This window comes from Neorhizobium sp. SOG26 (assembly GCF_003491345.1).
Lineage (GTDB): Bacteria > Pseudomonadota > Alphaproteobacteria > Rhizobiales > Rhizobiaceae > Neorhizobium > Neorhizobium turbinariae.
The window spans coordinates 149,089-174,532 of the sequence record NZ_CP025513.1 but is presented as its reverse complement, the minus strand read 5'-3'; the positions used below and the strand labels follow the sequence as shown (position 1 = coordinate 174,532).

The window sequence follows — 25,444 nt, the reverse complement described above, 5'->3', positions numbered from 1 at the left end:
GGGCCGCTTTTCTTTACTTGCGATATGTATCCATGGTGGCGAGCAGATCCGCGCCGAAAGTTTCCTTCTGGCTTTCCCAGATCGGCTCGAGCGCCTTGACGAAGGCGGCCTTGTCAACTTCGTTGACCTGCATGCCCTTGGCCTTCAGCTTCTCGAGGAGTTCGAGTTCGCTTTCAGCCACCATCTTCCGTTGCTCGTTGCCCCAACGGACGGCAGCTTCCCTGACGATTGCCTGGTCTTCCGGCGAAACCTGAGACCATGCGATGGTCGATACAGTCAGGCAGGCTGCGCCCCAGATGTGGCCCGTCATCGAGAGGTACTTCTGCACTTCATAGAAGGACGAGGATTCGATGATCGACAGCGGGTTTTCCTGAGCGTCGAACACACCCTGCTGAAGGGCAGAATAGAGTTCACCGAAGGCGAGTGGTGCCGGCTGGGCGCCGAGCGCCTCGAAGGTCGCGAGCCGTACCTTGTCTGGCGTGACCCGGATTTTCAGACCCTTCAGATCTTCCGGCTTTTCGACCGGACGCACGTTGTTGGTGATGTTGCGGAAGCCGTTTTCCCACCAGGCCAGAACCTCAATGCCCTTTGGCTTCAAGAGGCCGGCGAGCTGTTCACCGAGCTTGCCGTCAAGCGCGGCAAAGGCCTGCTCGCGGCTTGTCCAGGCATACGGCATTTCGATGATGCCGAGCTTCGGCTCGACGAACTGGAAGGACCCGCTGCCGATCACGCCGGCATCCATCGTGCCGATCTGCATGCCTTCGATGACTTCCTTTTCCGTGCCTAACTGACCGGACGGATAAATTTCGATCTTGACGCGTCCGTCTGTCTTCTCGGCCACTTCCTTGGCAAAGGACGTTGCTGCCTTGTGCCAGCTATGGGAATCTGCAAGCACGTGACCGAGGCGGATGGTTGTATCCGCAAGAACGCTTGTTGCAGAGGAAAGGCCGATCATGCCGGCCAGGAGGCCGGCGGCAATACGGCGGGAAAATGCTGGTACGCTCATTTTGGTGTCACCCTCTTTTGTTGCATGAATTATTGGCAGCCATAAATCACTGCCGGTGGCTCCGCATCAAATAGCTGCTGCGAATAGCTGCTATAGGGACGGCCTATAGACCCTCAACTTTATCCCTCTGCGACCGTCGCGATGCATTCGATTTCGATGTCGAAGAGCGCCCAGGGCTTCACTGCGACGCAACTGCGAGCCGGAAAACCGGTAGTGAAGAAATCGCGGTAGACCTTGTTCATATCCGCCGCCAATGCGTTGTCGGTCAGAAACACCAGCGACTTGAAGACGTGGTCAAGCGACGAGCCAGCGTGGTTCAGCGTGAAGGACAGTGCCTCAAGGCAGGCACGCGTTTGAGCCGTGATGTCACCCTTCACGATCTCTGCGGTCTTCAGATCGATTGGCGGCATGCCGCAGGTGTAAAGCGTATTGCCGATACGGGTGAGGGCAGATGTGGGAGCGCCAAGCCGGCGGATCGCTTCCGAAACGATGGGAACTTCGATGATCTGATGCTTCATCAGTTGAACCTTTCTTCCAAAGCCTCGCACCTACACCCAGCAGCACTGCCTTTCCAAGCCATTCGACGGGCTTAGGACATCAACGCGTCATTTGCCGGGCATATGGGTTCAGTCAGTAGCTCGAGAAAGTCAGTGTACATTGACAGCGATCGGAACGCTCTGCCTGATTCTACCCCATAGCCGCGGCGCTTTTGTTGCGGCTAATCCTTGACCGATGCCGGACCCATCGGCTATCTCCCCCGGCCATGGGTAAAACAACGAACCGTTCAGGGCTTACGCGTCTGAAACCGCATTCGTAACCGGCCGCAGGATTCCTGTTGCCGGTCCGCCATCGAGCGCCTTTCTGGCCATGAGCCAGAGCTTACCACTCCAAGAACAACTGATTTTCAAGTCGTATTCCGTAGACAGGGGTTTCCCGTGCAGACGCCATATTACCTGATCGACAAAACAAAGCTCCGCCGCAATCTCGAGATCGTTGCCAAACTGCGCGAGAAGTCGGGTGCAAAGGCGCTGCTGGCGCTCAAGTGTTTCGCAACATGGTCTGTCTTCGACCTGATGCGGGAGTATCTCGATGGAACGACCTCTTCATCCTTGAATGAAGTGCGGTTGGGGCAGACGCGCTTTGGTGGCGAGACGCATGCCTATAGCGTCGCGTATTCAGAGCGTGAGTTCGATGAAGTCGCCGAACGCGCTGACAAGGTCATCTTCAACTCGGCGTCGCAGCTCAACCGTTTCGCCGAGCGTACCGCTAAGCCGCGCGGCCTGCGTCTCAATCCCGGCGTTAGCTCGTCCTCGTTCGACCTCGCAGATCCTGCGCGACCGTTCAGCCGGCTCGGCGAAAACGAACTGGAGAAGATCGAAAGCCACCTGCATCTGCTCGATGGCTTCATGATCCACAACAACTGCGAAAACAGCGACTTCGACAGGTTCGATGCTCTTCTGACGTCGATCGAAGAGAAGTACGGTTCGCTGTTTGCGAAGGTGAACTGGGTAAGCCTTGGCGGAGGCATTCACTTTACGGGAGAGGGGTATCCGCTCGAGCGCCTGTCCGACCGTCTCAAGGTGTTTTCTGACAAACATGGCGTCCAGGTTTATCTCGAGCCGGGCGAAGCATGCGTGACGCGCAGCACGTCCCTGGAAACCTCCGTGCTCGACGTCCTGGAGAACGGAAAACGGCTGGCAATCGTTGACAGCTCTATCGAGGCGCACATGCTCGACCTGTTGATCTACCGCGAGACTGCAAAGGTTGCCGAGCCCGAGCAGGGCGAAACCTACGTGATCTGCGGCAAGTCCTGCCTGGCCGGCGACATCTTCGGCGAGTTCAAGTTCGAGAAGGAGCTGTCGGTCGGCGATCGCGTCTCGATCCAAGACGCGGGCGGCTACACGATGGTCAAGAAGAACTGGTTCAACGGCGTCCACATGCCGGCGATCGTCGTGCGCGAACTTGATGGTTCCGACCGGGTCGTCCGCGCCTTCGACTATAATGATTATGAAAGATCCTTGTCCTGAGGGTCTAAGACAGGAGTGTGCAACACAAAATGAGAAAAAATGTTCTCGTAGTTGGAGCCGGCGGCGTCGGCCGCGTCGTAGCTCACAAGTGCGCCTTGAACAGCGACATCCTTAGCGACATCCATATCGCATCACGCAGCGCCGAGAAGTGCCGTGCAATCGTGGAGTCGATCCACGAGAAGAAGCACATGCGCTCGAACGCGAAGCTGGAGTGGCACCAGCTTGACGCAATGGATGTCCAGGCGACTGTTGATCTCATCCGTAAAACGAACGCCCAAATCGTCATCAACGTGGGTTCGGCTTTCGTCAACATGTCGGTGCTGTCGGCCTGCCTTGAGACCGGTGCGGCTTACATCGATACCGCCATCCACGAAGACCCCCGAAAGATCTGCGAAACGCCCCCGTGGTACGGCAACTACGAGTGGAAGCGTGCCGAGGAATGTGCGAAGCGCGGCGTCACCGCAATCCTCGGTGCCGGGTTCGATCCCGGCGTCGTGAACGCATATGCGCGGCTGGCGAAGGACGAGCATTTCGACCAGATCAAGGATATCGACATCGTCGACATCAATGCTGGTTCGCACGGTAAGTACTTCGCGACCAACTTCGATCCGGAGATCAACTTCCGAGAATTTACGGGGGTGGTCTACTCCTGGCAGAACGGCGCCTGGCAGACCAACAAGATGTTCGAGATCGGCAAAGAGTTCGATCTGCCTGTTGTTGGCAAGAGGAAGGCTTACCTCACCGGCCACGACGAGATCCACTCGCTGTCTCGTAACTTCCCGGACGCCAACGTCCGGTTCTGGATGGGTTTCGGAGATCACTACATCACGGTCTTCAACGTGCTGAAAAACCTGGGCCTCCTGTCGGAGCAGCCGGTGAAGACGGCTGAAGGCCTCGAGGTCGTTCCGCTGAAGGTGGTTAAGGCTGTGCTGCCGGATCCGGCTTCGCTTGCTCCGGATTACACCGGCAAGACCTGCATCGGCGACTTCATCTCGGGAACGAAGAATGGGGTGGACAAGGAGATATTTGTCTACAACGTGGCGGACCACAAGGAAGCCTTCAACGAAGTCGGCGCGCAGGGTATTTCCTACACCGCCGGAGTTCCCGCTGCCGTTGCAGCCCTGCTTATCGCGCAGGGCGACTGGGACGTGCGCAAGATGGCCAATGTTGAGGAACTGTCACCTTGGCCGTTCATCAAGGGGCTTCACCAGAATGGCTTGAAGACTTTCCTGAAGGACGAGCGCGGCGAAGACCGGTTGATCTCGGAATAAGGTAGGAAAGGGCGGCCCAGTGACCGCCCTTTCTGTTTCGCCTGATCACGGATTGGCCGACGAGGCCTCAGCCGTACACGACGTGAAGAACGATTGTCTTCGGGACGGGGACATTTCGAACGGATGGCTTCGGGCGTCGGCGATAGCTGATCCTGAGACTGCGGCTGGAGTGGGCTGTTCGTCGTGTCGTGAAAACTCTCATGCCGGAACCATACCGTCCATCTTCGGCGCGGCAACACGAACTCCGGAATGCGGTTACGGAGTAACCTTAACCCGCGCGCATCCCAATTTCGCTTCCGCAGCCTCCGCAGCGGTGTTTGGCTTCGGGGTTCGCGACGTCCATCACTACATTCATTTTTAGGCAAATCTAACGTTGTGAAGTCCGAGATGGCACCGGTCTGCGCTCGTTGACATCTGGATGAGTCGATGCTTTGCTCAGATGTCAGACCAATTTGGGAGCGAGCGTGGACGCTGGGAGTGTACTGCAGCCTTTGCCGGCACTAGACCGGGCGAGACAAGTGACGCTGGCGCTTGCGCGCTACGTTGCCGATGCGAAGCTGCAGGCTGGCGACCGACTTCCGGCCGAGCGAGAGTTGATGGCATCGCTTGCCGTTGGACGCTCGACCATCCGTGAGGCGATCCGTCACTTTCAGGCGCTGGGTGTCATCGAAACCCGCAAGGGCAGCGGAACCTATCTGTTGCGGCCAGTTTCTCCTGACACGATTCACATGCCGTTGTCGCTAGATACGACGCGACTGCGCGACGTGCTCCTGCAGACGCTGGAAGTCCGGCGCGGCATCGAGTGCGAGGCCGCAATGGTCGCGGCGCGCATGCGCACTGCAGAAGATCTCACTGTCATTGAAGCCAAGCTCGACCAGATGGAAAAGGTGCATCTTGAGCAGGGGACGTCGGGGCCCGAAGATCTGGCCTTTCATCTCGCCGTCTACGACGCCACGCATAATCCGCTATTCCGCCAGATCCTCGAGCAGATGCGCGAAAGCTTTGAGCATTTCTGGGCCTCGCCTTTCGACCGGAAGGATTTCGCCAGGCGCTCCTTTCCGTTTCATCGCACCCTTTTTAACGCGATTGCCGCTCGGGATTCCGACAGGGCGCGACGCGAAACACTGAAGATCCTCGAGGTTGTCGAGGAAGACATCAAGGAAATGTCCCGATGAATGAAATGCTGGACCCGTCGCAACTTGCCTCGCTCATCACCGCGCATGATGACGGCAATTTTGCTGATGCGGTTGTGCCACCGATTTTCCAGACCTCGCTTTTCACCTTCTCACAATATGACGAGATGCTCGCCGCCTATCGCGGCGAAAAGGTGCGCCCGATCTATACGCGCGGCCTCAATCCCACGGTGCGCATGTTCGAGGAGATGCTCGCCAAGCTCGAAGGGGCGGAAGATGCGCTGGGTTTCGCCAGCGGCATGTCCGCCATCTCGTCGGCGGTTCTCAGCTTCGTTGAGCCGGGCGACAGGATCGTCGCTGTCAAGCACGTCTATCCCGATGCTTTCCGCCTGTTCGGCACGATCCTCAAGCGAATGAAGGTTGAAGTCACCTATGTTGATGGTCGCGACGAGGAAGCTGTCGAGAAGGCGCTTCCGGGCGCCAAGGTCTTCTACCTGGAAAGCCCGACAAGCTGGGTCATGGAAGCGCATGACGTCGGCGCGCTGGCGGCGCTTGCAAAAAAGCACGGCGTCGTCTCGATGATCGACAACAGCTGGGCGAGCCCGTTCTTCCAGCGGCCGATCACGCTCGGCGTCGACCTCGTCATCCACTCGGCTTCGAAATACCTCAGCGGGCACAGCGACGTCGTTGCCGGCGTCGTGGCAGGATCGAAGGAGATGATCGCCCGATTGAAGGCTGAGGCATACCCCTATCTGGGTGGCAAGCTTTCACCCTTTGATGCCTGGCTACTGATCCGCGGGTTGCGGACGCTGCCCTTGCGGATGAGGGCCCATGAGGAGTCGGCGCTGACCATCGCGCGACGATTGCAGGAACTCGATGTGGTCGAGCAGGTCTGCCACCCGGCGCTTGCAAACCGGCTGCCGCCCGGCCTCAACGGCACGTCCGGGCTGTTTTCCTTCATCTTCAAGGAAGGCGTCGATGTTCGCGCCTTTGCCGATCATCTCAAACTCTTCAAGCTCGGCGTCAGCTGGGGCGGCCACGAAAGCCTGATTGTACCAGGCGAAGTGGTGCTGCAGCAGAAGGCCCAGCCGAATTCCGCGCATACCTTCGGCATCCATGCGCGGTCCGTTCGCCTCCATGTCGGTCTCGAAGGAACAGAGGCCTTGTGGAGCGATCTCCAGGAGGCCATCGCCGTAGCCTCGTAGTGCATCAACGATAAACAACCGGGAACAGGACAATGAAGAAAACACTCATAACAGCCGCATTATTCGCCGCGATGATGGCGGGCAGCGCCATGGCGGACACGACGCTGAAGCTGGTCGAAGTCATCACCAGCCCCGAGCGTACGGAAACGCTAAAGTCGCTGGTCGGCAAGTTCGAGGCGGCCAATCCAGGCACGAAGGTGGAGATCATCTCGCTTCCCTGGAACGAAGCGTTCCAGAAGTTCGCGACGATGGTCTCGGCCGGGGATACGCCGGACGTGATGGAAATGCCGGACACCTGGCTTTCGCTCTATGGCAACAACGGCATGCTTGAGAGCCTTGAGCCCTACCTCGAAAAGTGGGAGCACACCGCAGGCTTGACCCCTCGCGCGCTTGAACTTGGCCGCGACGTCAAGAACACCGCTTATATGCTGCCCTACGGCTTCTATCTCCGCGCAATGTTCTACAACAAGAAGCTCCTGAGTGAAGCCGGTGTTTCCGAACCGCCAAAGACGATGGACGAGTTCGTCAAGGCATCGGAAGCCGTGTCCAAGCTGCCCGGCAAGTATGGTTACTGCATGCGCGGTGGACCGGGCGGTCTCAATGGCTGGATGATCTTTGCTGCCTCCATGGCCGGCGACAACAAGTACTTCACCGAAGACGGCACCTCGACCATGAACAGCGAAGGCTGGGCCAAGGGTATCGAGTGGATGGTCGATCTCTACAAGAAGGGCCTGGCGCCGAAGGACAGCGTCAACTGGGGCTTCAACGAGGTCGTTGCCGGCTTCTATTCCGGCACCTGTGCCTTCCTCGATCAGGATCCCGATGCACTGATTGCCGTAGCCGAACGCATGAAGCCGGAAGATTTCGGCGTCGCTCCGCTGCCGAAGGGCCCAACCGGCAAGTCTTATCCGACGATCGGTTATGCTGGCTGGTCGATGTTCGCCAGCAGCAAGAACAAGGATCTATCCTGGAAGCTGATCGAAACGCTGGAGAGCCCTGAAGGCAATATCGAGTGGAACAAGCGGATCGGGGCACTGCCGGCTTACACAGCCGCTGAGAAGGATCCGTTCTACGCCGGTGACCAGTTCAAGGGCTGGTTCCAGGAACTGGCCGACAAGGATACCGTTCCGACCGTCATGCCGACCTTCCTTGAGGAGTTCGCCTTCTTCAAGGATTCGCTTGCGATCAAGACGTCGCAGCAGGCCTTGCTGGGCGACATTTCCGCCAAGGAACTGGCTGACCAGTGGGCAGACTACCTGACCAAGGCTCAGAAGAAGAACCTTTCCAAGAAGTAGTCGATGCAGTGGCGGTGCGGCCATGCCCGCGCCGCCACCACTCCTTCCGTGATGCAATGACGGCGCAGGACTGCGCCGCGAACAGGATACTGTCCGATGTCCATGACCGCCGACGCCCATGCGCGTCGCCAGGATCGCAGGCCGTGGCAAAAGCGCCTTGCCGATGCCTCGGAGCCTTATCTGTACAGCGCGCCAGCGCTGATCCTCATCATCGTTGTCATGCTGGTGCCGCTCGTCGTTGGCATCTCTTACGCATTTCGCGACATCCAACTGCTCAATCCGTTCTCCGGCGGGTTCATCGGGCTTGAACATTTCGAAACCCTGTCGAAGGACAAGGCTTTTTACACCGCGCTGAAGAACACACTGTGGTGGACCGGCGCCTCCGTGTTCCTCCAGTTCGTATTCGGGCTCATCCTGGCGCTTCTGCTCGACAAGCCGTTCATGGGCCGCGGCATCGTCCAGGCATTGGTGTTTCTGCCATGGGCCGTGCCGTCCTTTCTCGGCGGTCTCAACTGGGCCTGGCTGTTTAACCCAGTGATCGGGCCGCTCCCGCACTGGCTTTACGGTCTCGGCCTGATGAGCCAGCCCGGCAACATCCTTTCAGATCCGCAATATGCGATGTGGGGACCGATTATCGCCAACGTCTGGTGGGGTATCCCGTTCTTCGCGATCACGCTTCTCGCAGCGCTCCAATCCATCCCGCGCGATCTTTATGAAGCGGCTTCGATCGATGGCGCCTCGTGGTTCCAGCGATTCTGGTCGATCACGCTGCCGTTCCTCGCGCCGACCATCGCCATCACGGTGCTTCTTCGCACGGTCTGGGTCTCCAACTTCGCCGACCTCATCGTTGTCATGACGGGTGGCGGTCCGGCCGATAGAACCCAGATCGTTGCCAGCTATATCTTCACTCAGGCCTTCAAGGCGCTCGACTTTGGTTATGCCTCGGCGATCGCACTGGTGCTGCTCGTGCTGCTGCTGGCCTATTCGCTGTTGATCATCCTGCTGCGGCAGACTTTGCTGAACAAGGGATGAGGGTAATGAAAACATCGCTTCTTCCGACCGTCGCGCACCGCCTGGCGCTGCTTGCCTACGTCATCTTTGCGCTCTTCCCGCTGTTCTGGTTGCTGAAAGTATCGGTCACGCCGAATTCCCTGCTTTATTCCGAGGGCGTGCGCATGTGGCCTTCGCAGACAACGTGGGAGCACTACGCCTTCGTGCTGCAGCACAGCGCCTTCCCGACCTTCTTCAAGAACAGCCTGATCGTTTCCGGCTCCACCGCCGTCATCGTGACGATCTGCGCCTCCTTGTCCGGTTACGCGCTCTCTCGCTTCCATTTCCGCGCCAAGTATTGGATCGTGGCGCTGATGCTGCTGACGCAGATGTTTCCGCTGGTCATGCTGGTGGCGCCGATCTTCAAGATCCTCACGCCGTTGGGGCTGACGAACAGCCTGACCGGGCTGATCGTGGTCTACACTGCGTTCAACGTGCCGTTTGCAACCTTCCTGATGCAGTCCTTCTTCGACGCAATTCCGAAGGATCTGGAGGAAGCCGCGATTATCGATGGCGCCACCAAGTTCATGGCTTTCCGCGAAATCATCCTGCCTTTGACGCTTCCCGGGATCGCCGCCACGCTTGGCTTTGTCTTCACCGCGGCCTGGAGCGAGCTCCTGTTCGCGCTGATGCTGATCAACGGCAACAACGCCGCCACATTCCCGGTCGGCTTGCTGACCTTCGTCTCAAAATTCTCGGTTGACTTCGGGCAGATGATGGCCGCGGGCATTCTTGCGCTCATCCCGGCCGCTCTCTTCTTCCTGCTCATCCAGCGCTACCTCGTCCAGGGCCTGACGGCCGGCGCGGTCAAAGGGTAAACACATGGCATCGATCGATATCCAGAACGTCAAGAAGGCATACGGCCATGTGCAGGTGCTGCATGACATCGACCTGAAGATCAAGGACGGCGAGTTCGTCGTTCTCGTCGGCCCGTCCGGCTGCGGGAAGTCGACGTTGTTGCGCATGATTGCGGGCTTGGAGGGCGTCACCGCGGGCGAGATGCGCATCGACGGAAAGCGGGTGAATGAACTGCATCCGAAAGACCGCGACATCGCGATGGTGTTCCAGTCCTACGCGCTCTATCCGCACATGAACGTCGCCGCGAACATGAGCTACAGCCTCAAACTGCGTAAGGCGGCCAAGGAGAAGATCACCGCGGCGGTGGCCGGCGCGGCCTCCAAGCTCGGTCTCGAAGCACTGCTCGATCGCCGACCACGCGCATTGTCCGGCGGTCAGCGGCAACGCGTTGCCATGGGGCGTGCGATCGTGCGGCAGCCGAAAGCGTTTCTGTTCGACGAGCCATTGTCGAACCTCGACGCGCGCCTGCGCGAACAGATGCGCGCCGAGATCAAAAAGATGCACGGCGAACTCAAGGCCACCTCGATCTACGTGACCCATGACCAGATCGAAGCGATGACGCTGGCGGACCGGATTGTTGCCATGCATGGAGGGGTGGTGCAGCAAGTGGGCGCGCCGCTGGAACTCTATGATCGTCCGGCCAACATGTTCGTTGCCGGCTTCATCGGCTCCCCAGGAATGAACTTCCTGGAAGCGACCTACGCCGGCGGCAGCGTTACCCTGGCGGACAGAACGGTCGTTACCCTGCCGGGCGCGCTCGCGTTAGACGATGGAGCGAAGGTGACGGTTGGTATCCGTCCCGAGCACGTGGTACTCGCCGCAGAAGGGGAGGGCATGGCGGCTACCGTCGACCTCGTGGAGCCTACTGGCTTTGGAATTATCCTCCACCTCTCGCTGCATGGGTTGGCATTCAAGGTCTTCACGACTGATCGGGCCGCCTTGTCAGCCGGTCCGACGGTCCATGTTGCCTTCCCGTCAACGCAGATCCACGTCTTCGACAGCAGCGGGGTTCGCGCGAATCCACTCGCTCCACAAGCGTGAACCGGTAGTTGTTCTCAATGGCCAAAGTCGCCGGGATCGGCGGCTAAGGCCAGAGCATCGGCGACCTCTTCGCAACGGTCGGTGAGCGTACTCGTCGATACACGCAGATGATTGTACGGCTGCAGTGCGAACTTAGCCCCCGGCTGCACGGCAATCCCGCGTGCCGCAAGTGTCACGAGGGCGAACTGTTCTGACGCGACGGGAACCCAGGCGCAAAGCCCGCTGCCTTGCGGTACTTCCAGGCCACGCGCATGAAGGGCGTCTGTGAGACTGTCGCGGCGGCCTTTATATATCGCGCGCGCCTTTTCCAGCTGTTCGGCAACGTGCGGATCGCGCAGCATCCATGCTGCGGCACCCTGCAGGATGCGGCTTGTCCAGCCGGAACTGAAGCTTCGATAGGACTGGATCTGGTCGATGATCGCGCGTGTGCTAGACAAGACCGCCAGGCGCAGGTCCGGGCCCAATGTCTTTGAATAGGACAGGATGTGGATGAGCCGATCCGGAAACTCCGTGCCGAGCGACCGTCGAGGCGTTGCGCAAATGGCGCCGACGCCGTCATCCTCGACGATCATCACATCGCTGTGCCGTAGCTCGTCCGCCAATTCCTGGAAGCGTTCGGCCGAGACGGTCTGCCCGGTTACCGAATGCAGCCCGGGCTGGAAAAGAAATGCTGCGGGCTTTTCCCGCAGTGCCTGCCGGAGAGCCTCCGGCTTTGGCCCGTGCTCATCGCATTGCACCGGCAGGATTTTCGCGCCGTGATCCTCCAGGATGTCGAGGAGACGCATGCCGGTCGGCTCCTCGATCGCCACGGCGGCGCCGGGCGGAACGAGCGCGTGGATGAGCGTATAGACCGCGTTGTATCCGCCGTTGGTGGCAAGGAATGCTTCCGCTTCGTATGGCCAGCTTTGCCGTACCTGCGCCTCCAGTTCCGGCAGGATGCGGCTGCGCTCATAACTGTTCAGGTCACTGACTGAAGCGCCATAGACGAGTGCCTGGTCAAGTCGCGGAAGCAGCGTCTGATCTGGAACGGCCATCGTCAGATCAAGTACGCCTGCGCCGTAGTTGCCGGAACTTGCGAGCCTTTCCGGCTTGGCGGTGAAGCTATCGCCGCTTACGCGTGTGCCATTGCGTCCCCTGCCGGTAATGATCTTCTGCCGGCGCAGCTCGCTCCAAGCCTCCGAGATAGTCGCAGGGCTAACCCCCAGCATAAAAGCCAGATCGCGGATGGGGGGCAGCTTTGCGCCAACCGGCAACACGCCGGCTCGAATTAAACCCCTGGTTTCCAATGCAATTCCGCGAATGGAGCGGTCGCTTATTTTTTCGGCAAACCAACTCGACGTGAAGGCGTCGCTCATTTCATCACCAGCTTTAATGTTCAATAACGTAATAACATTTGATCAGGAAGAGTTGAACATTCTATCCTCCGGATAACAAGCCTGTTGTGAAGAGTGACTGATGAAATTGCGCCTGAAGATTGCACTGCGTGACTGGGACTACATGACGCCGCTCGTGCTGGGCGACGTCACGTCGGACAAGCTCGAGGTGGAGGTGGATCGCGTTGGCACGCTGATCTCGCATCTCGGGACGGACCCCGACTACCAAGCGGCCGAAATGTCCTTCAGCCGCTACACGCAGATGCGTCATGATGGCGACGAGAGCGTCGTCGGCATTCCCAATTTCATCATGCGCGGGTTTCGCCATCGCTGCATCATGACAATGGTCGACAGCGACATCACCACGCTGGGCCAGCTCAAGGGGAAACGCATCGGCGTTACCGGATGGCGCGATAGCGGCAACACCTGGACTCGCGCTGCCATTCGTCGCGAAGGTGTCGAGGTGAAGGACGCGAGGTGGTTTGCCGGTCGCCTCACTGAAGCCCATCCCATCACCGATCGCCTCGATGGTTTTGGCCAGCCCGGCCTGATCGAGGCTTGCCCCGGCGAGCGCCCGATGGTGGACCTCCTTCGGGAGGGGCAACTGGATGCCATCTTCACGCCGTTCATGCCGAACGGCTACTTTGAGCCCGGTTCCCCATTCCGGCAGGTTCTGGCAGACTTCCGGGGCGAGGAGCAGCGTTACTTCAATGATGTTGGCTATGTGCCGGGGATGCACCTCATCGGCATCAAGTCAGACATTGTCGCGGCTCATCCATGGGTGATCGCCGAGCTCAATCACCTGATCGATGAGTCACAGAAGATGTGGACCGAGAAGCGCCGCAAATATGCCGAGACCACGCCGTGGATGTTTGACGAGGTGCTGAAGACAGCCCGCGACCTGCCGAAGGGTTGGGATGCAAGCGGCTTCACGGTGAACCGCAAGATGATCGATGATTTCGCCAGGGAACTCCATGTCCAGGGCATCATGAAGCGTCATATGACGCCGGAAGAGCTTTTTGCCTACGACACTGACGGAAGCCGGATCGGATAGATGTGAGTCCGCCCGGCGCTGAAGCCTAGAATTCGGTATAACAAAGGGAATGAAAATGTCGCACACGAAACTGAAAACCCTCGCATTGGTTGGCGCCGCTCTTGCTAGCGTCGTGCTCCCAATTAGTGCTGGCGCGCAGGAAGCCGCCAAGCTTGAAATGGTGAAGGAACTGCATGATCGCCTGCCGGAGGAGATCAAGGCAGCCGGAAAGATGACCTCCGTCAACAACGGCTCTTTCCCTCCTTATGAAATCGTGACCGGCACCGAGATGACCGGGGCCAGCGCCGACCTTACGGACGCGCTTGGACAGGTCCTGGGTGTGAAGATCGACCATGCGACGGTTGGCGGTCTGCCAGCTCTGCTGGCGGGTGTGAACTCCAACCGCTACCAGTTTGCCTTTGGCCCGATCGGCGACTTCAAGAGCCGCGAAGAAGCCAACGATTTCGTCGACTGGGTTCAGGAATTCGTGGTTTTCGCCGTGCAGAAGGGTAACCCGAAGGGCATCACCTCGCTCGATACTGCTTGTGGCAACACCATCGCCGTCATGGCCGGCGGCTCTGCGGAGCGTGTCATCCAGGCCCAGGCGGAAAAGTGCAAGGCAGATGGCAAGGATGCCATCGTCGTGCAGTCATACACCGACCAGCCTGCATCGATCCTCGCGGTACGCTCCAAGCGCGCAGATGCATTTTTCTCCTCGCAGGCCCCGCTGACCTACTTCGTTTCGCAGGCAAATGGGCAGCTGGAATTGACCGGCGTTGGCGAAAAGAACGGTTTTGACAACCTCTACCAAGGTGCCGTTGTGCCGAAGGGTTCGCCGCTCGGCCCCGTCCTTCTGGACGGCATCAAGATTCTGATGGAAAACGGCACCTATGCCGAGATCATGAAGAAGTGGGGTCTTGAGAACAACATGCTGGAGAGCCCGGGCATCAACCTCGGCGGGCAGTTGCCGAAATGAGCTCAAACGCCACACCACGCGTAGCCCCCTCGGGGGCTACGGAGTTCCGCGACGTAGCGACGGCGCATGCGCCGTTCCCGTTTGGACGCCTCGCACTCTGGCTGATCGTGGCGATTGTAGTTGTCGATTTCGGCTGGATCGTTGCCAAGAACGAGAATTTCGGCTGGCCGGTTGTCGCTCAGTATTTCTTTGACCCGATCGTGCTGAGCGGCCTCTACGTCAGCCTTGGCCTGACCGTCGTCGCAATGATCCTGGGTGTCGCGCTTGGCCTCGTCATTGCCATCATGCGCATGTCGAACGACAGGCTGGCAAGTGGTTTTGCGTCTCTGTTCATCTGGTTCTTCCGCGGCACGCCGCTGCTTGTCCAGTTGATCTTCTGGTACAATATGTCGACGCTGTTTCCGCAGCTGTCGATCGCAATCCCGTTCGGCCCCACGCTGGCGAGCTGGGATACCAATTCCGTCATTACACCGATGACCGCAGCCATCGTCGGCCTCGCGCTCAACGAAGCAGCGTACATGGCCGAGATCATCCGGGGCGGACTGCTTTCGGTCGAGCGCGGCCAGGCTGAAACCGCTGAGGCTTTTGGCATGACCAAGGGCCGCGCGCTGCGCCGGATCATCATTCCGCAGGCAATGCGGTCCATCGTGCCGCCGACAGGCAATCAGCTCATCAGCATGATCAAGGCAACTTCGCTCGTCAGCGTCATCGCCATGGCCGACCTGCTTTACTCCGTGCAGTCGATCTACAACCGGACGTTCGAGATCATCCCGATGCTGATGGTCGCCGTCATCTGGTACCTGCTCATCACTTCGGTCCTGAACGTCGGGCAGAGCTATATAGAGGCCTATTACGGTCGCAGCGATCGCCGCAATGCCGGTGCTGCCAAGACTGCTGCCACTACCGAGGAGGCGAGCCATTGACCGGCGCTCTCAATCAAAGTGCTGTGGGCACCAGGCCGCTTGTGCAGGCACGCAACGTCCACAAGTCCTTCGACCAACTTGAGGTGCTGAAAGGCATCGACCTCGACGTCGCTCCGGGCGAGGTCGTCGTCATCCTGGGCCCGTCGGGTTCCGGTAAATCGACCTTCCTGCGCTGCATCAACCACCTAGAAGCGATCCAGAAGGGCTTCATCGAGGTGGACGGCGAGCAGATCGGCTACCGGGTGAAGAATGACAAGCTGCAGAAGCTGACGCCGAACGGTATCGCCCGCCAGCGCCGCAAGATCGGTATGGTGTTCCAGCAGTTCAATCTCTACCCGCACATGACTGTGCTGCAGAACATCATTGAAGCGCCGGTCGGGGTGCATGGCGAAAGCCGCAGGGACGCGATCGAGAACGCCCGCCAGCTGCTCAAGCGCGTTGGCCTTTCCGAGAAGGAAAACAGCTATCCGCGCCAGCTTTCCGGCGGTCAGCAGCAACGCGTCGCAATCGCGCGTGCGCTGGCAATCAAGCCGAAGTTGATGCTGTTTGATGAACCGACCTCTGCGCTGGATCCGGAGCTCGTTGGCGAAGTGCTGGCGACGATGAAGGATCTGGCCAAACAGGGCCTGACGATGATCGTCGTCACCCACGAGATCGGTTTCGCAAAGGAGGCGGCCGACCGTGTCGTGTTCATGGACGGTGGGGTCATTGTTGAACAGGGACGCCCGGAGGACGTGATCGGAAACCCGCAGCATCCTCGCACCCAGGCCTTCCTGTCGCGCTTCCTGTAGTTCTGCCGAGCCGCCACGGCTGCATGGCCGTGGCTTCATGCATTTGGATCAAGTCTGGACAATCTATGCCTGCTCAAGACAATCTCTACGCCCGCGTCTCCGACTTCGATACGATGGAGGCAGAGCTGAAGGCCACGCGCCAGCATCTGCACAGCCATCCGGAACTCTCCTTCGAGGAAGTTGAAACGGCCCGTTTCGTGGCAGACAGGCTTGAGAGCTGGGGATACCAGGTCACCCGTAATGTTGGTGGCCACGGGGTCGTCGCGACGCTGAAGAACGGCACCGGCACCAAGAGCATCGGCATCCGAGCCGACATGGATGCACTGCCCATCATGGAAGAGACGGGCGTCGCCTATGCGAGCACCTTCGCGGGCAAGATGCACGCCTGCGGCCACGACGGCCATACGACCATGCTCCTGGGCGCGGCGGAATACCTGGCGCGTACGCGGCGGTTCAACGGCACCGTGACCTTAATCTTCCAGCCGGCCGAGGAGGCCGGAAACGAGAGCGGAGCGCAGAAAATGATCGCTGACGGTCTGTTCGAGCGCTTCCCGATCGATGCGATCTTCGGCTTGCACAATCATCCGGGAATGCCGGCGGGTGCGATCCTGACGCGTCCGGGCGCCATCATGGCGGGTGGCAACACCGTTCGCATCACCATCACCGGCAAGGGTGGCCACGCTTCTCGGCCGCACCTGACGGTGGACCCCGTCCTCGTTGCTTGTAATCTGGTCATGACGCTGCAGTCGATCGTCTCCCGCAACGTCGACCCGACCCAAACCGCGGTCGTGACGGTCAGCACGATCCATGCGGGCGAAGCCTCGAACGTCATCCCGAACACCGCGAAGATCTCGATGAGCGTTCGCTATTTCCATCCGGTTGTCGCTACGCTTCTGGAAGAACGCATCCGCAAGCTGACGCACAGCGTTGCCGAGGGTCATGGCGCGACCGCAGAAATCGAATACGAGTACGGTTATCCGGTCGTGATGAACTCAGAGACTGAGACCGCCTTTGCACGTCAGGTGGCCGAAGAGCTTGTAGGCTCGGACAATGTCTCGACTTGCCCACCCTTGCCGGGCAGCGAAGACTTTGCCTATTTCCTCCACCACCGTCCCGGCAGCTTCCTCCGTCTCGGCAACGGTACGGACTCCGCCATTCTTCATTCCTCGAAGTACGACTTCAACGACGGCAGCCTGACCACGGGTGCAGCGATGTGGGCGAGGTTGGCGGAGCGTTATCTGGACGAAGTTTAAGGCGCTCGCCCAGACGACCAAACCCTAAGGATTCAGGTCCCGCAAAGGGTCAGCCACGCGACACCGCCGAAGCAGAACGGTGTCGCGAAGAGTGCCGCGGCCCAGACATAGGTAGCGAGTTCGCTGAAAAAGCTGGAGGTTGTTTCCGCCTGCTGTGGTTGCTGCCGGCGCAGTCGTAGGCTTTTCAGGAACAGCAGCAACATCGCCACCGACGCGACAGCAACGCAAAGGCTCAGCACGCCACGCAGAATGTACGGGTCGGACATGCGCATTGCATTGTCGCCGCCTACGAGATGACACCCTGTTGCCTGTGCGGCGTAGAACAGGATGAAGATCAGGCTCCACAGGGCAAAGCTGGCGATCAGTGCGATGAGCGGCGGGACAGTCATGGTGCTGATCCGTTGGCAAGGCTCGCAAGAAGGGCAGGAAACACGAGTGACGCGCCGCCGATTATCGTCGAATATTCCTGCCAGAGATTCGAGATGCGCAGATCAAGGTTCCGCCGTGCAGAGACATAGCCGTTGCGGATGCGCCATAGGCCATAGCCACCCAAGACCGCGCTTAGGCCACAATGAAGCCCGGCATAAACGAAGACAATGAAGACGGTGGCCGCCACTGCGTGCTGGCTGGGGTCCGGAACGCTAGTCAGCGAAAGCCAGACAAACCCAACCGTGCTGGCTGCCTGGGTAAGCGCGCAAATCAGCAGGTAGCGGGAAGCATGTTGTCCTGCCGGAGTTGCCCTATGAGAGCACAGCGCGGACAGCATCAACAAAACGGCGATGACCACGCAAGGCGCAATGGCAATCTCGACAGTGACGGCGGGTGGCCAGTTCGGTGCCGAAACCCAAAGAAAAAGCCCACCGAAGAGTAGCGAGATGTAGCTTGTCGCATCTGCCACGATCGCAAGTATCATGGCCCACCAGGACGGAGGTCGTTCGGCTTCGAGATGCGGCGGAACTTCCACGTGGTTGCCGATTGGCAGGCTATGCATGTCACGTTTTTCACCGGTGTCGGGTGTCCAGCACAGGAAGAGAAGAACAACGGCGATGAACGCAAGTGGCGTCAGCCAGTAAAGTTTCAGCAACAGCGAGCCAAAGACGCCGCCAGTCGCAACCGCGGTCAGAAGCGGAAGGTAGCTTTGGCGGGGGAAGCGAACCACATGCTCCGGTTCGCCCGAGACGATATTAACCGCGAGGAGTTCCATGCGGTCATCGCGAAGAAATCCAAGATATCCTTCGCCCGCAGCAAGTTGCGCGCCCAGCATATTTGGGTCGAGCTGATCTGCGCGCCGGTCGACGGATGGCAGGGAAGCGAAATTGTAGGACGCTGGAGGTGTCGGCATTGCCCATTCGAGTGTTCCAGCTTTCCACGGGTTGCGATGATATCGCCGCCCGAACCGGAAGAGCAGGATGAAGTCCAGCGCCAGCAAGGCAAAACCCATCGCCATCACGAAACTTCCCAGGGAGGAGATGAAGTTCAGCGTCTCCCATCCCGACTCCCTGGGATATTCGAAGACTCGCCGCGGCATGCCGCGCAACCCAGTCAGGTGCATCATGAAGAAGGTCACGTTGAACCCGATGAAGATCATCCAGAACGCGGCTTGCGACAGGTGCTGGACCGGCTGTCGCCCGGTGATGTGAGGCAGCCAATAGTATGCGGCAGCCATCATCGGGAATACGAAGCCGCCGACCAGGACATAGTGGAGATGCGCGACGACGAAATGGGTGTCGTGGGCCTGCCAGTCGAATGGGACCATGGCCAGCATTACCCCCGTCAGACCACCAATGACGAAGACGAAGAAGAAGCCGAAGATGTGCAGCATCGGGATGCTGAACCGCGGCCTTCCATGGCTGATGGTCGCGAGCCAGGCGAAGATTTGGATTGCGGTCGGCACCGCCACCAGCGCGCTTGCCGCTGAAAAGAACGACAGCGCCACATGCGGAATGCCGGTCGTGTACATGTGGTGGACCCAGAGCCCGAACGAGAGGAAGGCCATGGAAACAAGCGCGGCAACGATGATGCGGTAGCCCGCCAACGGTGTGCTGGCAAAGACCGGCAGGATCGTGGATATCGCCCCCGCCGCGGGCAGGAATATGATGTAGACTTCCGGATGGCCGAACAGCCAGAAAAGATGTTGCCACAAAAGCGGATCGCCGCCGTGTGTTGGATCAAAAAAGGGAAGGTCGAAGGCGCGCTCGAGTTCGAGCAGAATGGAGCCAAGGATGAGCGGCGGAAAGCCGACCAGCATCATCGTCGCGACCACCAGCATGTACCACGCGAAGATCGGCATCCTGTCCAGGGACATGCCTGCGGCTCTCAACTTCAGGATCGTCACGATGATCTCGATCGCGGCGGACAGAGCGGAAATTTCAACGAAGGTGATGCCGAGCAGCCAGACGTCGGAGTTGATGCCGGGCGCATAGGTCGAGGAGGAAAGCGGCGTGTACATGAACCAGCCGCTATCGGGCGCGACGCCGCCGACCAATGCGGCGATGAGGATGGACCCACCAAAAAGATAACACCAGTAACCATAGGCGGACATGCGGGGGAAGGCGAGGTCACGCGTTCCGAGAAGCTTAGGCAGCAGATAGATCGTCAGCCCTTCGAAGAAGGGTATGGCAAACAGGAACATCATGATGGAACCGTGCATGGTGAAGACCTGGGCGTACTGGTCCGCATCCATGAACACGCTTTCCGACGAGGCAAGTTGCACCCGGATCAGCATCGCCAACAAACCGCCGATCGCGAAGAAGATCAGCGCCGTCAGCATGAAGCGCTTGCCGACGACATTGTGGTTGATCGTCGCCAGCCTTCGCCAACCCGGTTTGGTGCCCCACACCTCCTCAAGAGCGTGGTGGAGCGCCACCGGAGACAGCTTTTGCTCGTGACGCTCGGTCATTTCCGCTCCTTGCTTTCAGACTCCGCTGCAGAAGCGGCATCTTCGAACGCCTCCACCTCGAAACGCATGCCGGCATGCCCTGTGCCGCAGTACTCCGAGCAGACCCCGCCGTATCGTCCGGGGTGATCTGCGCGAAGCCTCAGGTAGTTAACGTGTCCCGGTACAGCATCTATCTTGCCGCCCAAACGGGGGATCCAGAAGCTGTGGATGACATCGCCGCTTGTGACGGCAATTTCGACCGTGCGCGCTGCCGGAACATGCAGCACGTCTTGCGTCGGCGCTTTCCCCGGTGCGTCTGGATAGGAGAACTGCCACGACCACATCGTGCCATGCGCCTCAACACGGTAGATATCATCGGGCGGCGGACCTGCTCCGCGAAGCAGATACTCGCCCTGCCAGAAGGCAAAGAAGGTGAGGAGGGCCAGCAGGGGTAGCGGAAGCGCAATCCCGCCATAGATGATCCATTGACCCTGTGTCACGCGTCGGCCGAAATGGGGGACGAAGACGGTTGTCAGGAACAGCCCGACGACCAGCAGGAACAGGACGGCTGCGGCCGCAAGCATCACCCACCATAAAGTGGCGATGGAAGCGGCCGAAGGACCAGCAGGGTCCAGAGCCGAAAGGTCGCCGCTGCAGCCGGCAACTATACCGAGGCTGCCCATGCCGGTGAATTTCGGGAACAAGCGGCGCGGCACCGGTATTGTTCGCGAAAGAGGAGCGACGCAATGGTACAGACGAGCGACAGCGCCAATCCGGTGATCTCCAAGATCGAGGAGAAAGATGCCAGTTCCGCGGTGGCTGTCGCCGGTCATCCCCTTCATGCCATGACCGTGCATTTTCCGATCGCGCTCGTCTTCGTCACACTGGGCGTTGACGTCTTCTACTGGTGGTCTGCCGACCCATTCTGGCTGCGGGCAGGTGTATGGTCTTCCGGCGGCGCCTTCTTTCTGGGACTGGCGGCCGGCGCGGTGGGCACAGCCGAACTGCTGGCCGTTGCGGGCATCCGTGAAAGGGTGGCCAGCTGGGCTCATGCCATTGCTGCAGTCACCTTGATCGCGATTTGCGGCCTCAACTGGGGAATGAGGGTCACGGATGCCGCCGATGTGTTGCCCCACGGCCTGCTCGTGTCGGCGATGGCCGCGGTTATCACCGGAATGGCCGGATGGCATGGCGGCAAGCTGATCTTCGATCATGGCATCGGCCTCATGGTATCGTCCAGGGACTGAGGCCCTGGACGAGGCGCCGCAGGCCGCCCGGTTCCATGAGCGCGGCGGGAATGGCGATGTCGATCGACGGCTTTGCCAGAACAACCAGCAAAATGACGAGGATGACGGCGCAGGTGATGATGGTCGCTACGATGAAGCGCCAGACGGGATAGATCTCGCCCTCCCGGAACAGGCGGATGATGATGAGGCCTGTGAGGACATGGAGGATGGCCAGGAGCCCCACGAAAAAGAGCTTGATGGAGAACCAGCCGGCGAAGGTTTCTCTTCCGAAGATCAGCAGTGTGCCGCTGATGACTGCAAGGAAGGCTGCCGGAGAAATAATGGAGACATATGCGAACCGCACCATCATCTGCAGGCGATACAGGGACTCCTTATCCTGGACGTGCGCGCGTTGGACGTAAAGGCCCGGAAGGCTGACGATACCACCCGCCCAAATGGCAATGGCTGCGATATGTATGACCTTCAGCGCCAGGATCACGCCGGGTTCCCGCTCATGCTATTCGGGAATGCCCTAGTGTCTGTTGCGTTCGAGCCGTTTCGCACCGTGCGTGTTGTGAGCAAACCTGAATATGGCATCGGCTGTCGGTTCCCCCCTGTTGCGAATGTCCATCTAGGGCGGAGCGCTGTCGGAGCCAGTATTCGGGTGCACAACAAGCTGTGAGTGATACCGTTGCATTGAGCCCTAAGCCCGCGGGTCCTTCATTCGGTTGGGTGGCTTTCCTTCGTCCGCCATGCGCCCCCCAGTCGTTGCCTGGAAGCCAAAGGCACGGCTGATGTCGTGTGCAAAGCTGCGGACCATCAGGATCAGCAGCTCACGGCGTTCAGAAAAGCGAGACGTCAGCGTGCCCAGATTCAGCGCTGCCACCACATTCCCTTCGCGATCCCGCACGGGCGCGGCGATTCCGGTGGATCCGGTAACGAATTCCTGATCGTTCAGCGCATAGCCATCTTGGCGAACTTTGACCAACAATCGCCGCAACTGCTCACGGTCGCAGACGGTGTAGCGCGTATAGGTCAGAAGCTGCACTCGCGAAAAATAGTCCTCGAGCACGTCCGGGTGTGCGTGGGCGAGCAACAAGCGGCCGGTGGCCGTGCAGTAGGGAACAATAGCCGCGTCCATGTTCACGTCATAGCGGATTGGTTCGTTGCTCACGCATTTGGCCAGCCGTCTGATTTCGCAGCGAGCATTCATTGTCGAAAGAAGCACCGTCTCTCCAGACTGGTCGCGCAACCGCTCCATGAATGGGCGCGCCGTGATGACAAGCGGCTCTTCATGCTGCCGAAAGGGGAAGCCGTGGCTCGATTCAATCAGGATATAGCGACCGTAGATGTCCTGCATGAGGTGGCCCCGCGCCGCGAGCGTCTGCAACAAGCCGTGAGTGCTGGATTTAGGAAAACCGAGGTCTCGGATGATCTGAGATAACGTTACCGGTTCGCGCCGACGCGAGAGGTAGTCGAGGAGGTCAAGGATGCGTCCGGCGCTCTTCACTTCTGAGTTCATGGATGTGAACAATACCTCGCTTGCTGGCTAATTGTTGGACATGTAACGATTTTGAAGCAGAGGCAATAGGCCGCATCGCGAAGCTCCAGAGGACGAAGGTTACGGATGAGCGTTACCCAAGAGCACGATCAGAACCAACCCTGGACATGGGCAGAGGAAACCTGGCGTGAGAAGCTCCTCAAAGCACGAGCTGGGCGCTGCCTCAAGCCGGCTTCCTGGAAGAACGGGGCTCGAATGGCGGTGGCGGTCTCGTTCGACAGTGATCACGAAACTTTCGAGCTGAGGAATGGCGGCATATCCATCAGCCGCTTGAGCCAAGGGCAGTATGGTGCGCGCCGCGGGACGCCGCGGATCTTGGCGCTCCTCGAGAAGTATTGCGTGCCCGCGTCCTTCTTCATGCCAGCGGTCTCGGCGATGATCAATCCGGAAGAGGTCAAGGCGGTTATAGCGGGCGGCCACGAACTTGGAATGCACAGCTGGATCCACGAGTTCAACTCGCGGCTCGATCATGCCACGGAGCGGGATCTGGCATTTCGGGCTGCGGATATGCTGGAGAAGATTTCAGGCGTCCGTCCGGTCGGCATGCGCACCGCATCCTGGGATTTTAGCCCCTACACGTTGGGGATCGCACGGGAGATGAGGCTGCTTTACGATTCCTCGCTGATGGCCGACGACGAACCCTACGAACTGCTCGAGGACGGCCAGCCGACGGGTATCGTGGAAATTCCTGTGGAGTGGATTCGGGACGACGCGCCTTATGTAGCGATGGATAGAATGGCCGGTGCACGCCCATATGGCGGCCCTGCCATGGTCCTCGATATCCTGCAGCGGGAACTGGAGCATGCCTGGGAGGAGGGCGGCCTGTTCCAGGTCACGCTGCATCCACACCATGTGGGACATCGCTCGCGCATCTTTATTCTCGAGGAGATCATACGGCTTGCTCAATCGAAGGGCAGCGTCTGGTTCTGCACCCATGCAGAGCTTGCACAATACTGCGCACAGGAGTGCGGCCTGGTGACGGCCGCACCGGCTGCCTGACACCGAATTCATGAGGGAATAATGAACAACAAGAGGGTGAAACAATGAAACTCAAGCTAGCCACTGTTGCAGCCGTCGTTCTAGGCCTGATGGCCTCTGCGGCCTTTGCCCAGACAAAGGAAACACTGACGATTGATCTGCCGAACGACGCGGCGACGCTCGATCCGCATCTGCAATGGAACACCGACAGCTACACGGTGTACCGCAACATCTTCGACAATCTCCTGACCCGCGACACGTCGGGCAAGATCGTCCCGCAGATCGCGACCGAATGGAAGTATGACGGCGACAAGACCATCATCTTCAAGATCCGGGATGACGTTACCTTCCAGGATGGCTCCAAGCTGACGGCCGAAGACGTAGCGTTCTCAATGAACCGCATTATTGATCCGGCTCTGAAGAGCCCGCAGCTGTCGCAGTTCGACCAGATCGAGAAGGCAGAGGTCGTGGATCCGACCACGGTCAAAGTGACGACCAAGTCTCCTTATCCCGCACTGCTTGCCCAGCTCGTGAAGCTGTCGATCGTGCCCAAGTCCTATGTCGAGAAAGTCGGTGACCAGGACTTCAACCTCAAGCCCATGGGCAGCGGCCCCTACAAGATGGTTGAGTGGAAGAAGGGTATCCAAACCGAGTTGGAGGCCAATGACAAGTACTGGCGCGGCAATCCGCCCTTCAAGAAGGTCGTGTTCCGAGCCGTCCCGGACGTTTCGACGCGTATCGCTGACCTGAAGACCGGCAAGGCCGACCTCATTCGCGAGGTGCCCCCGGATCAGGCATCGGCCATTGAGAGCGACAGCAACACGAAGCTCCTTGCAGGCGAGACCGAACGCGTTGGTTATCTTTATATCAATGCCGAGGCTGGCCCGACCAAGGATGTGCGCGTGCGGCAGGCGATCGCTTATGCGATCGACAAGCAGGGTCTCGTGGACGCCCTGCTTGAAGGTTACGGCAAACCGGTCAACGTCGTCGGTGCCGAACCGATCTTCGGGTATACGGATGCCGTTGAGGGTTATCCCTTTGATCCGGAAAAGGCCGCCCAACTCATCAAGGAAGCCGGCGCAGAAGGTGCAACGGTTGAGTTCCTAACCTCGCCCTCATATCCGCGTGCGCTGGTGGAAGCCATCCAGCAGATGGTCAACGAGGTCGGGCTAAACGTGACAATCTCGTCGAGCGATCAGGCGACCTTCCTGAAGCGTCGCCAAGGTGATGCAGAAAATGCCGGTGGCATGGCATTCGGCGCCTGGTCTTGCGCTTGCCAGGACGCGGACGGCATCATCTTCCCGCTGTTCCGCAGCGGCAGCATCTGGGCGAAGTACAAGAACGAGAAGTACGACGCTCTGGTGGACGAAGCTCGCATCATCCTTGATGAACAGAAGCGCAAGGAGCTCTACGCACAGGCTTACGAAATCCTGCGTGAAGATGTCCCAGGTCTCGGCCTCTACCAGGTTTATGCACTTTACGGCGTATCGAAGAACCTGCAGTGGCAGCCAACGGCCAATGAAGCGATGTTCGTCATGGACATGAGCTGGCAGCAGTAAATAACGA

Annotated in this window: 24 protein-coding genes; 16 read left to right on the top strand and 8 right to left on the bottom strand. The window is 59.3% G+C overall.

Annotated features, from left to right (window positions below):
- Nucleotides 1–13: 13 nt before the first annotated feature.
- Nucleotides 14–1,006: a TRAP transporter substrate-binding protein gene (locus CYG48_RS17440; RefSeq protein WP_118851861.1), complete on the bottom strand. Its 993-nt coding sequence runs from the start codon at nucleotides 1,004–1,006 to the stop codon at nucleotides 14–16.
- A 119-nt stretch (nucleotides 1,007–1,125) separates the two neighbouring features.
- A complete protein-coding gene (locus CYG48_RS17435) occupies nucleotides 1,126–1,524 on the bottom strand; it encodes a RidA family protein (protein ID WP_118851860.1) in 399 nt (132 codons plus the stop codon).
- A gap of 417 nt (nucleotides 1,525–1,941) precedes the next feature.
- Here CYG48_RS17435 and nspC point away from each other — a divergent pair, with 417 nt between their 5' ends.
- From nspC to CYG48_RS17395, 8 genes are all read left to right on the top strand, one after another.
- Nucleotides 1,942–3,033, top strand: a complete 1,092-nt coding sequence (gene nspC, locus CYG48_RS17430) for a carboxynorspermidine decarboxylase (protein WP_118851859.1) — start codon at nucleotides 1,942–1,944, stop codon at nucleotides 3,031–3,033.
- 29 nt (nucleotides 3,034–3,062) lie between these two features.
- Nucleotides 3,063–4,304, top strand: a complete 1,242-nt coding sequence (locus CYG48_RS17425) for a saccharopine dehydrogenase family protein (protein ID WP_118851858.1) — start codon at nucleotides 3,063–3,065, stop codon at nucleotides 4,302–4,304.
- A 464-nt stretch (nucleotides 4,305–4,768) separates the two neighbouring features.
- Nucleotides 4,769–5,479 carry a FadR/GntR family transcriptional regulator gene (locus CYG48_RS17420; RefSeq protein WP_245450579.1) on the top strand — a complete coding sequence of 237 codons (711 nt, stop codon included), beginning with the start codon at nucleotides 4,769–4,771 and terminating at the stop codon, nucleotides 5,477–5,479.
- Nucleotides 5,476–6,642 carry a PLP-dependent transferase gene (locus CYG48_RS17415; RefSeq protein WP_118851856.1) on the top strand — a complete coding sequence of 389 codons (1,167 nt, stop codon included), beginning with the start codon at nucleotides 5,476–5,478 and terminating at the stop codon, nucleotides 6,640–6,642. Before CYG48_RS17420 ends, CYG48_RS17415 begins: the two co-directional genes overlap by 4 nt.
- 32 nt (nucleotides 6,643–6,674) lie before the next feature.
- Nucleotides 6,675–7,937, top strand: a complete 1,263-nt coding sequence (locus CYG48_RS17410) for an ABC transporter substrate-binding protein (protein WP_118851855.1) — start codon at nucleotides 6,675–6,677, stop codon at nucleotides 7,935–7,937.
- A 96-nt stretch (nucleotides 7,938–8,033) separates the two neighbouring features.
- Nucleotides 8,034–8,969, top strand: coding sequence for a carbohydrate ABC transporter permease (locus tag CYG48_RS17405; RefSeq protein WP_118851854.1), 936 nt, complete (start codon nucleotides 8,034–8,036; stop codon nucleotides 8,967–8,969).
- 5 nt (nucleotides 8,970–8,974) lie between these two features.
- Entirely contained in the window at nucleotides 8,975–9,805 is an 831-nt protein-coding gene (locus CYG48_RS17400) for a carbohydrate ABC transporter permease (RefSeq protein ID WP_118851853.1), read from the top strand.
- A gap of 4 nt (nucleotides 9,806–9,809) precedes the next feature.
- Nucleotides 9,810–10,886, top strand: coding sequence for an ABC transporter ATP-binding protein (locus CYG48_RS17395; RefSeq protein ID WP_118851852.1), 1,077 nt, complete (start codon nucleotides 9,810–9,812; stop codon nucleotides 10,884–10,886).
- Between the two features lie 14 nt (nucleotides 10,887–10,900).
- Here the strand turns inward: CYG48_RS17395 and CYG48_RS17390 are convergent, their stop codons facing one another.
- Entirely contained in the window at nucleotides 10,901–12,241 is a 1,341-nt protein-coding gene (locus CYG48_RS17390; protein ID WP_118851851.1) for an aminotransferase-like domain-containing protein, read from the bottom strand.
- A 100-nt stretch (nucleotides 12,242–12,341) separates the two neighbouring features.
- Here CYG48_RS17390 and CYG48_RS17385 point away from each other — a divergent pair, with 100 nt between their 5' ends.
- The 5 genes from CYG48_RS17385 to CYG48_RS17365 all read left to right on the top strand — a co-directional run bounded on the left by CYG48_RS17385 (nucleotide 12,342) and on the right by CYG48_RS17365 (nucleotide 17,235).
- Nucleotides 12,342–13,313 (top strand): nitrate ABC transporter substrate-binding protein, encoded by a 972-nt coding sequence (locus CYG48_RS17385; RefSeq protein WP_118851850.1) that lies wholly within the window; start codon nucleotides 12,342–12,344, stop codon nucleotides 13,311–13,313.
- A gap of 55 nt (nucleotides 13,314–13,368) precedes the next feature.
- Nucleotides 13,369–14,268, top strand: a complete 900-nt coding sequence (locus tag CYG48_RS17380) for an ABC transporter substrate-binding protein (protein WP_118851849.1) — start codon at nucleotides 13,369–13,371, stop codon at nucleotides 14,266–14,268.
- Entirely contained in the window at nucleotides 14,265–15,191 is a 927-nt protein-coding gene (locus tag CYG48_RS17375; protein ID WP_118851848.1) for an amino acid ABC transporter permease, read from the top strand. The genes CYG48_RS17380 and CYG48_RS17375 overlap by 4 nt, the downstream gene beginning before the upstream one ends.
- Nucleotides 15,188–15,982: an amino acid ABC transporter ATP-binding protein gene (locus CYG48_RS17370; RefSeq protein WP_305778824.1), complete on the top strand. Its 795-nt coding sequence runs from the start codon at nucleotides 15,188–15,190 to the stop codon at nucleotides 15,980–15,982. The genes CYG48_RS17375 and CYG48_RS17370 overlap by 4 nt, the downstream gene beginning before the upstream one ends.
- 65 nt (nucleotides 15,983–16,047) lie before the next feature.
- Nucleotides 16,048–17,235, top strand: a complete 1,188-nt coding sequence (locus tag CYG48_RS17365; RefSeq protein ID WP_118851847.1) for a M20 aminoacylase family protein — start codon at nucleotides 16,048–16,050, stop codon at nucleotides 17,233–17,235.
- Between the two features lie 32 nt (nucleotides 17,236–17,267).
- Here CYG48_RS17365 and CYG48_RS17360 read toward each other — a convergent pair whose 3' ends face one another.
- Genes CYG48_RS17360 through coxB form a run of 3 tightly spaced genes read right to left on the bottom strand, consistent with a single transcriptional unit; the run spans nucleotide 17,268 to nucleotide 20,829 of the window.
- On the bottom strand, nucleotides 17,268–17,624 hold the full coding sequence (locus CYG48_RS17360) for a hypothetical protein (RefSeq protein ID WP_118851846.1): 357 nt from the start codon (nucleotides 17,622–17,624) through the stop codon (nucleotides 17,268–17,270).
- Nucleotides 17,621–20,134, bottom strand: coding sequence for a cytochrome c oxidase subunit I (gene ctaD / locus CYG48_RS17355; RefSeq protein ID WP_118851845.1), 2,514 nt, complete (start codon nucleotides 20,132–20,134; stop codon nucleotides 17,621–17,623). The genes CYG48_RS17360 and ctaD overlap by 4 nt, the downstream gene beginning before the upstream one ends.
- The gene (coxB, locus tag CYG48_RS17350) at nucleotides 20,131–20,829 is read right to left on the bottom strand and encodes a cytochrome c oxidase subunit II (protein WP_245450578.1); all 699 of its coding nucleotides are present in this window, start codon (nucleotides 20,827–20,829) and stop codon (nucleotides 20,131–20,133) included. Before coxB ends, ctaD begins: the two co-directional genes overlap by 4 nt.
- Before the next feature lie 30 nt (nucleotides 20,830–20,859).
- Here coxB and CYG48_RS17345 point away from each other — a divergent pair, with 30 nt between their 5' ends.
- A complete protein-coding gene (locus CYG48_RS17345; RefSeq protein ID WP_118851844.1) occupies nucleotides 20,860–21,360 on the top strand; it encodes a DUF2231 domain-containing protein in 501 nt (166 codons plus the stop codon).
- Here CYG48_RS17345 and CYG48_RS17340 read toward each other — a convergent pair.
- Together CYG48_RS17340 and CYG48_RS17335 are read right to left on the bottom strand one after the other, a co-directional pair.
- Entirely contained in the window at nucleotides 21,338–21,838 is a 501-nt protein-coding gene (locus tag CYG48_RS17340; protein ID WP_118851843.1) for a CopD family protein, read from the bottom strand. The genes CYG48_RS17345 and CYG48_RS17340 overlap by 23 nt on opposite strands.
- A 204-nt stretch (nucleotides 21,839–22,042) precedes the next feature.
- Entirely contained in the window at nucleotides 22,043–22,861 is an 819-nt protein-coding gene (locus CYG48_RS17335) for an IclR family transcriptional regulator (RefSeq protein ID WP_118851842.1), read from the bottom strand.
- 105 nt (nucleotides 22,862–22,966) lie between these two features.
- Between CYG48_RS17335 and CYG48_RS17330 the strand changes: the two genes are divergently transcribed.
- Together CYG48_RS17330 and CYG48_RS17325 are read left to right on the top strand one after the other, a co-directional pair.
- A complete protein-coding gene (locus tag CYG48_RS17330; protein WP_118851841.1) occupies nucleotides 22,967–23,899 on the top strand; it encodes a polysaccharide deacetylase family protein in 933 nt (310 codons plus the stop codon).
- A 44-nt stretch (nucleotides 23,900–23,943) separates the two neighbouring features.
- The gene (locus CYG48_RS17325; protein ID WP_118851840.1) at nucleotides 23,944–25,437 is read left to right on the top strand and encodes an ABC transporter substrate-binding protein; all 1,494 of its coding nucleotides are present in this window, start codon (nucleotides 23,944–23,946) and stop codon (nucleotides 25,435–25,437) included.
- The last annotated feature ends 7 nt before the right edge of the window (nucleotides 25,438–25,444 follow it).

What these genes read in the sequence shown, in the direction of transcription:
- CYG48_RS17440 (WP_118851861.1), bottom strand. Translation starts at nt 1,006, where the DNA reads ATGAGCGTACCAGCATTTTCCCGCCGTATTGCCGCCGGCCTCCTGGCC.
- CYG48_RS17435 (WP_118851860.1), bottom strand. Translation starts at nt 1,524, where the DNA reads ATGAAGCATCAGATCATCGAAGTTCCCATCGTTTCGGAAGCGATCCGC.
- CYG48_RS17425 (WP_118851858.1), top strand. Translation starts at nt 3,063, where the DNA reads ATGAGAAAAAATGTTCTCGTAGTTGGAGCCGGCGGCGTCGGCCGCGTC.
- CYG48_RS17415 (WP_118851856.1), top strand. Translation starts at nt 5,476, where the DNA reads ATGAATGAAATGCTGGACCCGTCGCAACTTGCCTCGCTCATCACCGCG.
- CYG48_RS17410 (WP_118851855.1), top strand. Translation starts at nt 6,675, where the DNA reads ATGAAGAAAACACTCATAACAGCCGCATTATTCGCCGCGATGATGGCG.
- CYG48_RS17405 (WP_118851854.1), top strand. Translation starts at nt 8,034, where the DNA reads ATGTCCATGACCGCCGACGCCCATGCGCGTCGCCAGGATCGCAGGCCG.
- CYG48_RS17400 (WP_118851853.1), top strand. Translation starts at nt 8,975, where the DNA reads ATGAAAACATCGCTTCTTCCGACCGTCGCGCACCGCCTGGCGCTGCTT.
- CYG48_RS17395 (WP_118851852.1), top strand. Translation starts at nt 9,810, where the DNA reads ATGGCATCGATCGATATCCAGAACGTCAAGAAGGCATACGGCCATGTG.
- CYG48_RS17390 (WP_118851851.1), bottom strand. Translation starts at nt 12,241, where the DNA reads ATGAGCGACGCCTTCACGTCGAGTTGGTTTGCCGAAAAAATAAGCGAC.
- CYG48_RS17385 (WP_118851850.1), top strand. Translation starts at nt 12,342, where the DNA reads ATGAAATTGCGCCTGAAGATTGCACTGCGTGACTGGGACTACATGACG.
- CYG48_RS17380 (WP_118851849.1), top strand. Translation starts at nt 13,369, where the DNA reads ATGTCGCACACGAAACTGAAAACCCTCGCATTGGTTGGCGCCGCTCTT.
- CYG48_RS17375 (WP_118851848.1), top strand. Translation starts at nt 14,265, where the DNA reads ATGAGCTCAAACGCCACACCACGCGTAGCCCCCTCGGGGGCTACGGAG.
- CYG48_RS17365 (WP_118851847.1), top strand. Translation starts at nt 16,048, where the DNA reads ATGCCTGCTCAAGACAATCTCTACGCCCGCGTCTCCGACTTCGATACG.
- CYG48_RS17360 (WP_118851846.1), bottom strand. Translation starts at nt 17,624, where the DNA reads ATGACTGTCCCGCCGCTCATCGCACTGATCGCCAGCTTTGCCCTGTGG.
- ctaD (WP_118851845.1), bottom strand. Translation starts at nt 20,134, where the DNA reads ATGACCGAGCGTCACGAGCAAAAGCTGTCTCCGGTGGCGCTCCACCAC.
- CYG48_RS17345 (WP_118851844.1), top strand. Translation starts at nt 20,860, where the DNA reads ATGGTACAGACGAGCGACAGCGCCAATCCGGTGATCTCCAAGATCGAG.
- CYG48_RS17335 (WP_118851842.1), bottom strand. Translation starts at nt 22,861, where the DNA reads ATGAACTCAGAAGTGAAGAGCGCCGGACGCATCCTTGACCTCCTCGAC.
- CYG48_RS17330 (WP_118851841.1), top strand. Translation starts at nt 22,967, where the DNA reads ATGAGCGTTACCCAAGAGCACGATCAGAACCAACCCTGGACATGGGCA.
- CYG48_RS17325 (WP_118851840.1), top strand. Translation starts at nt 23,944, where the DNA reads ATGAAACTCAAGCTAGCCACTGTTGCAGCCGTCGTTCTAGGCCTGATG.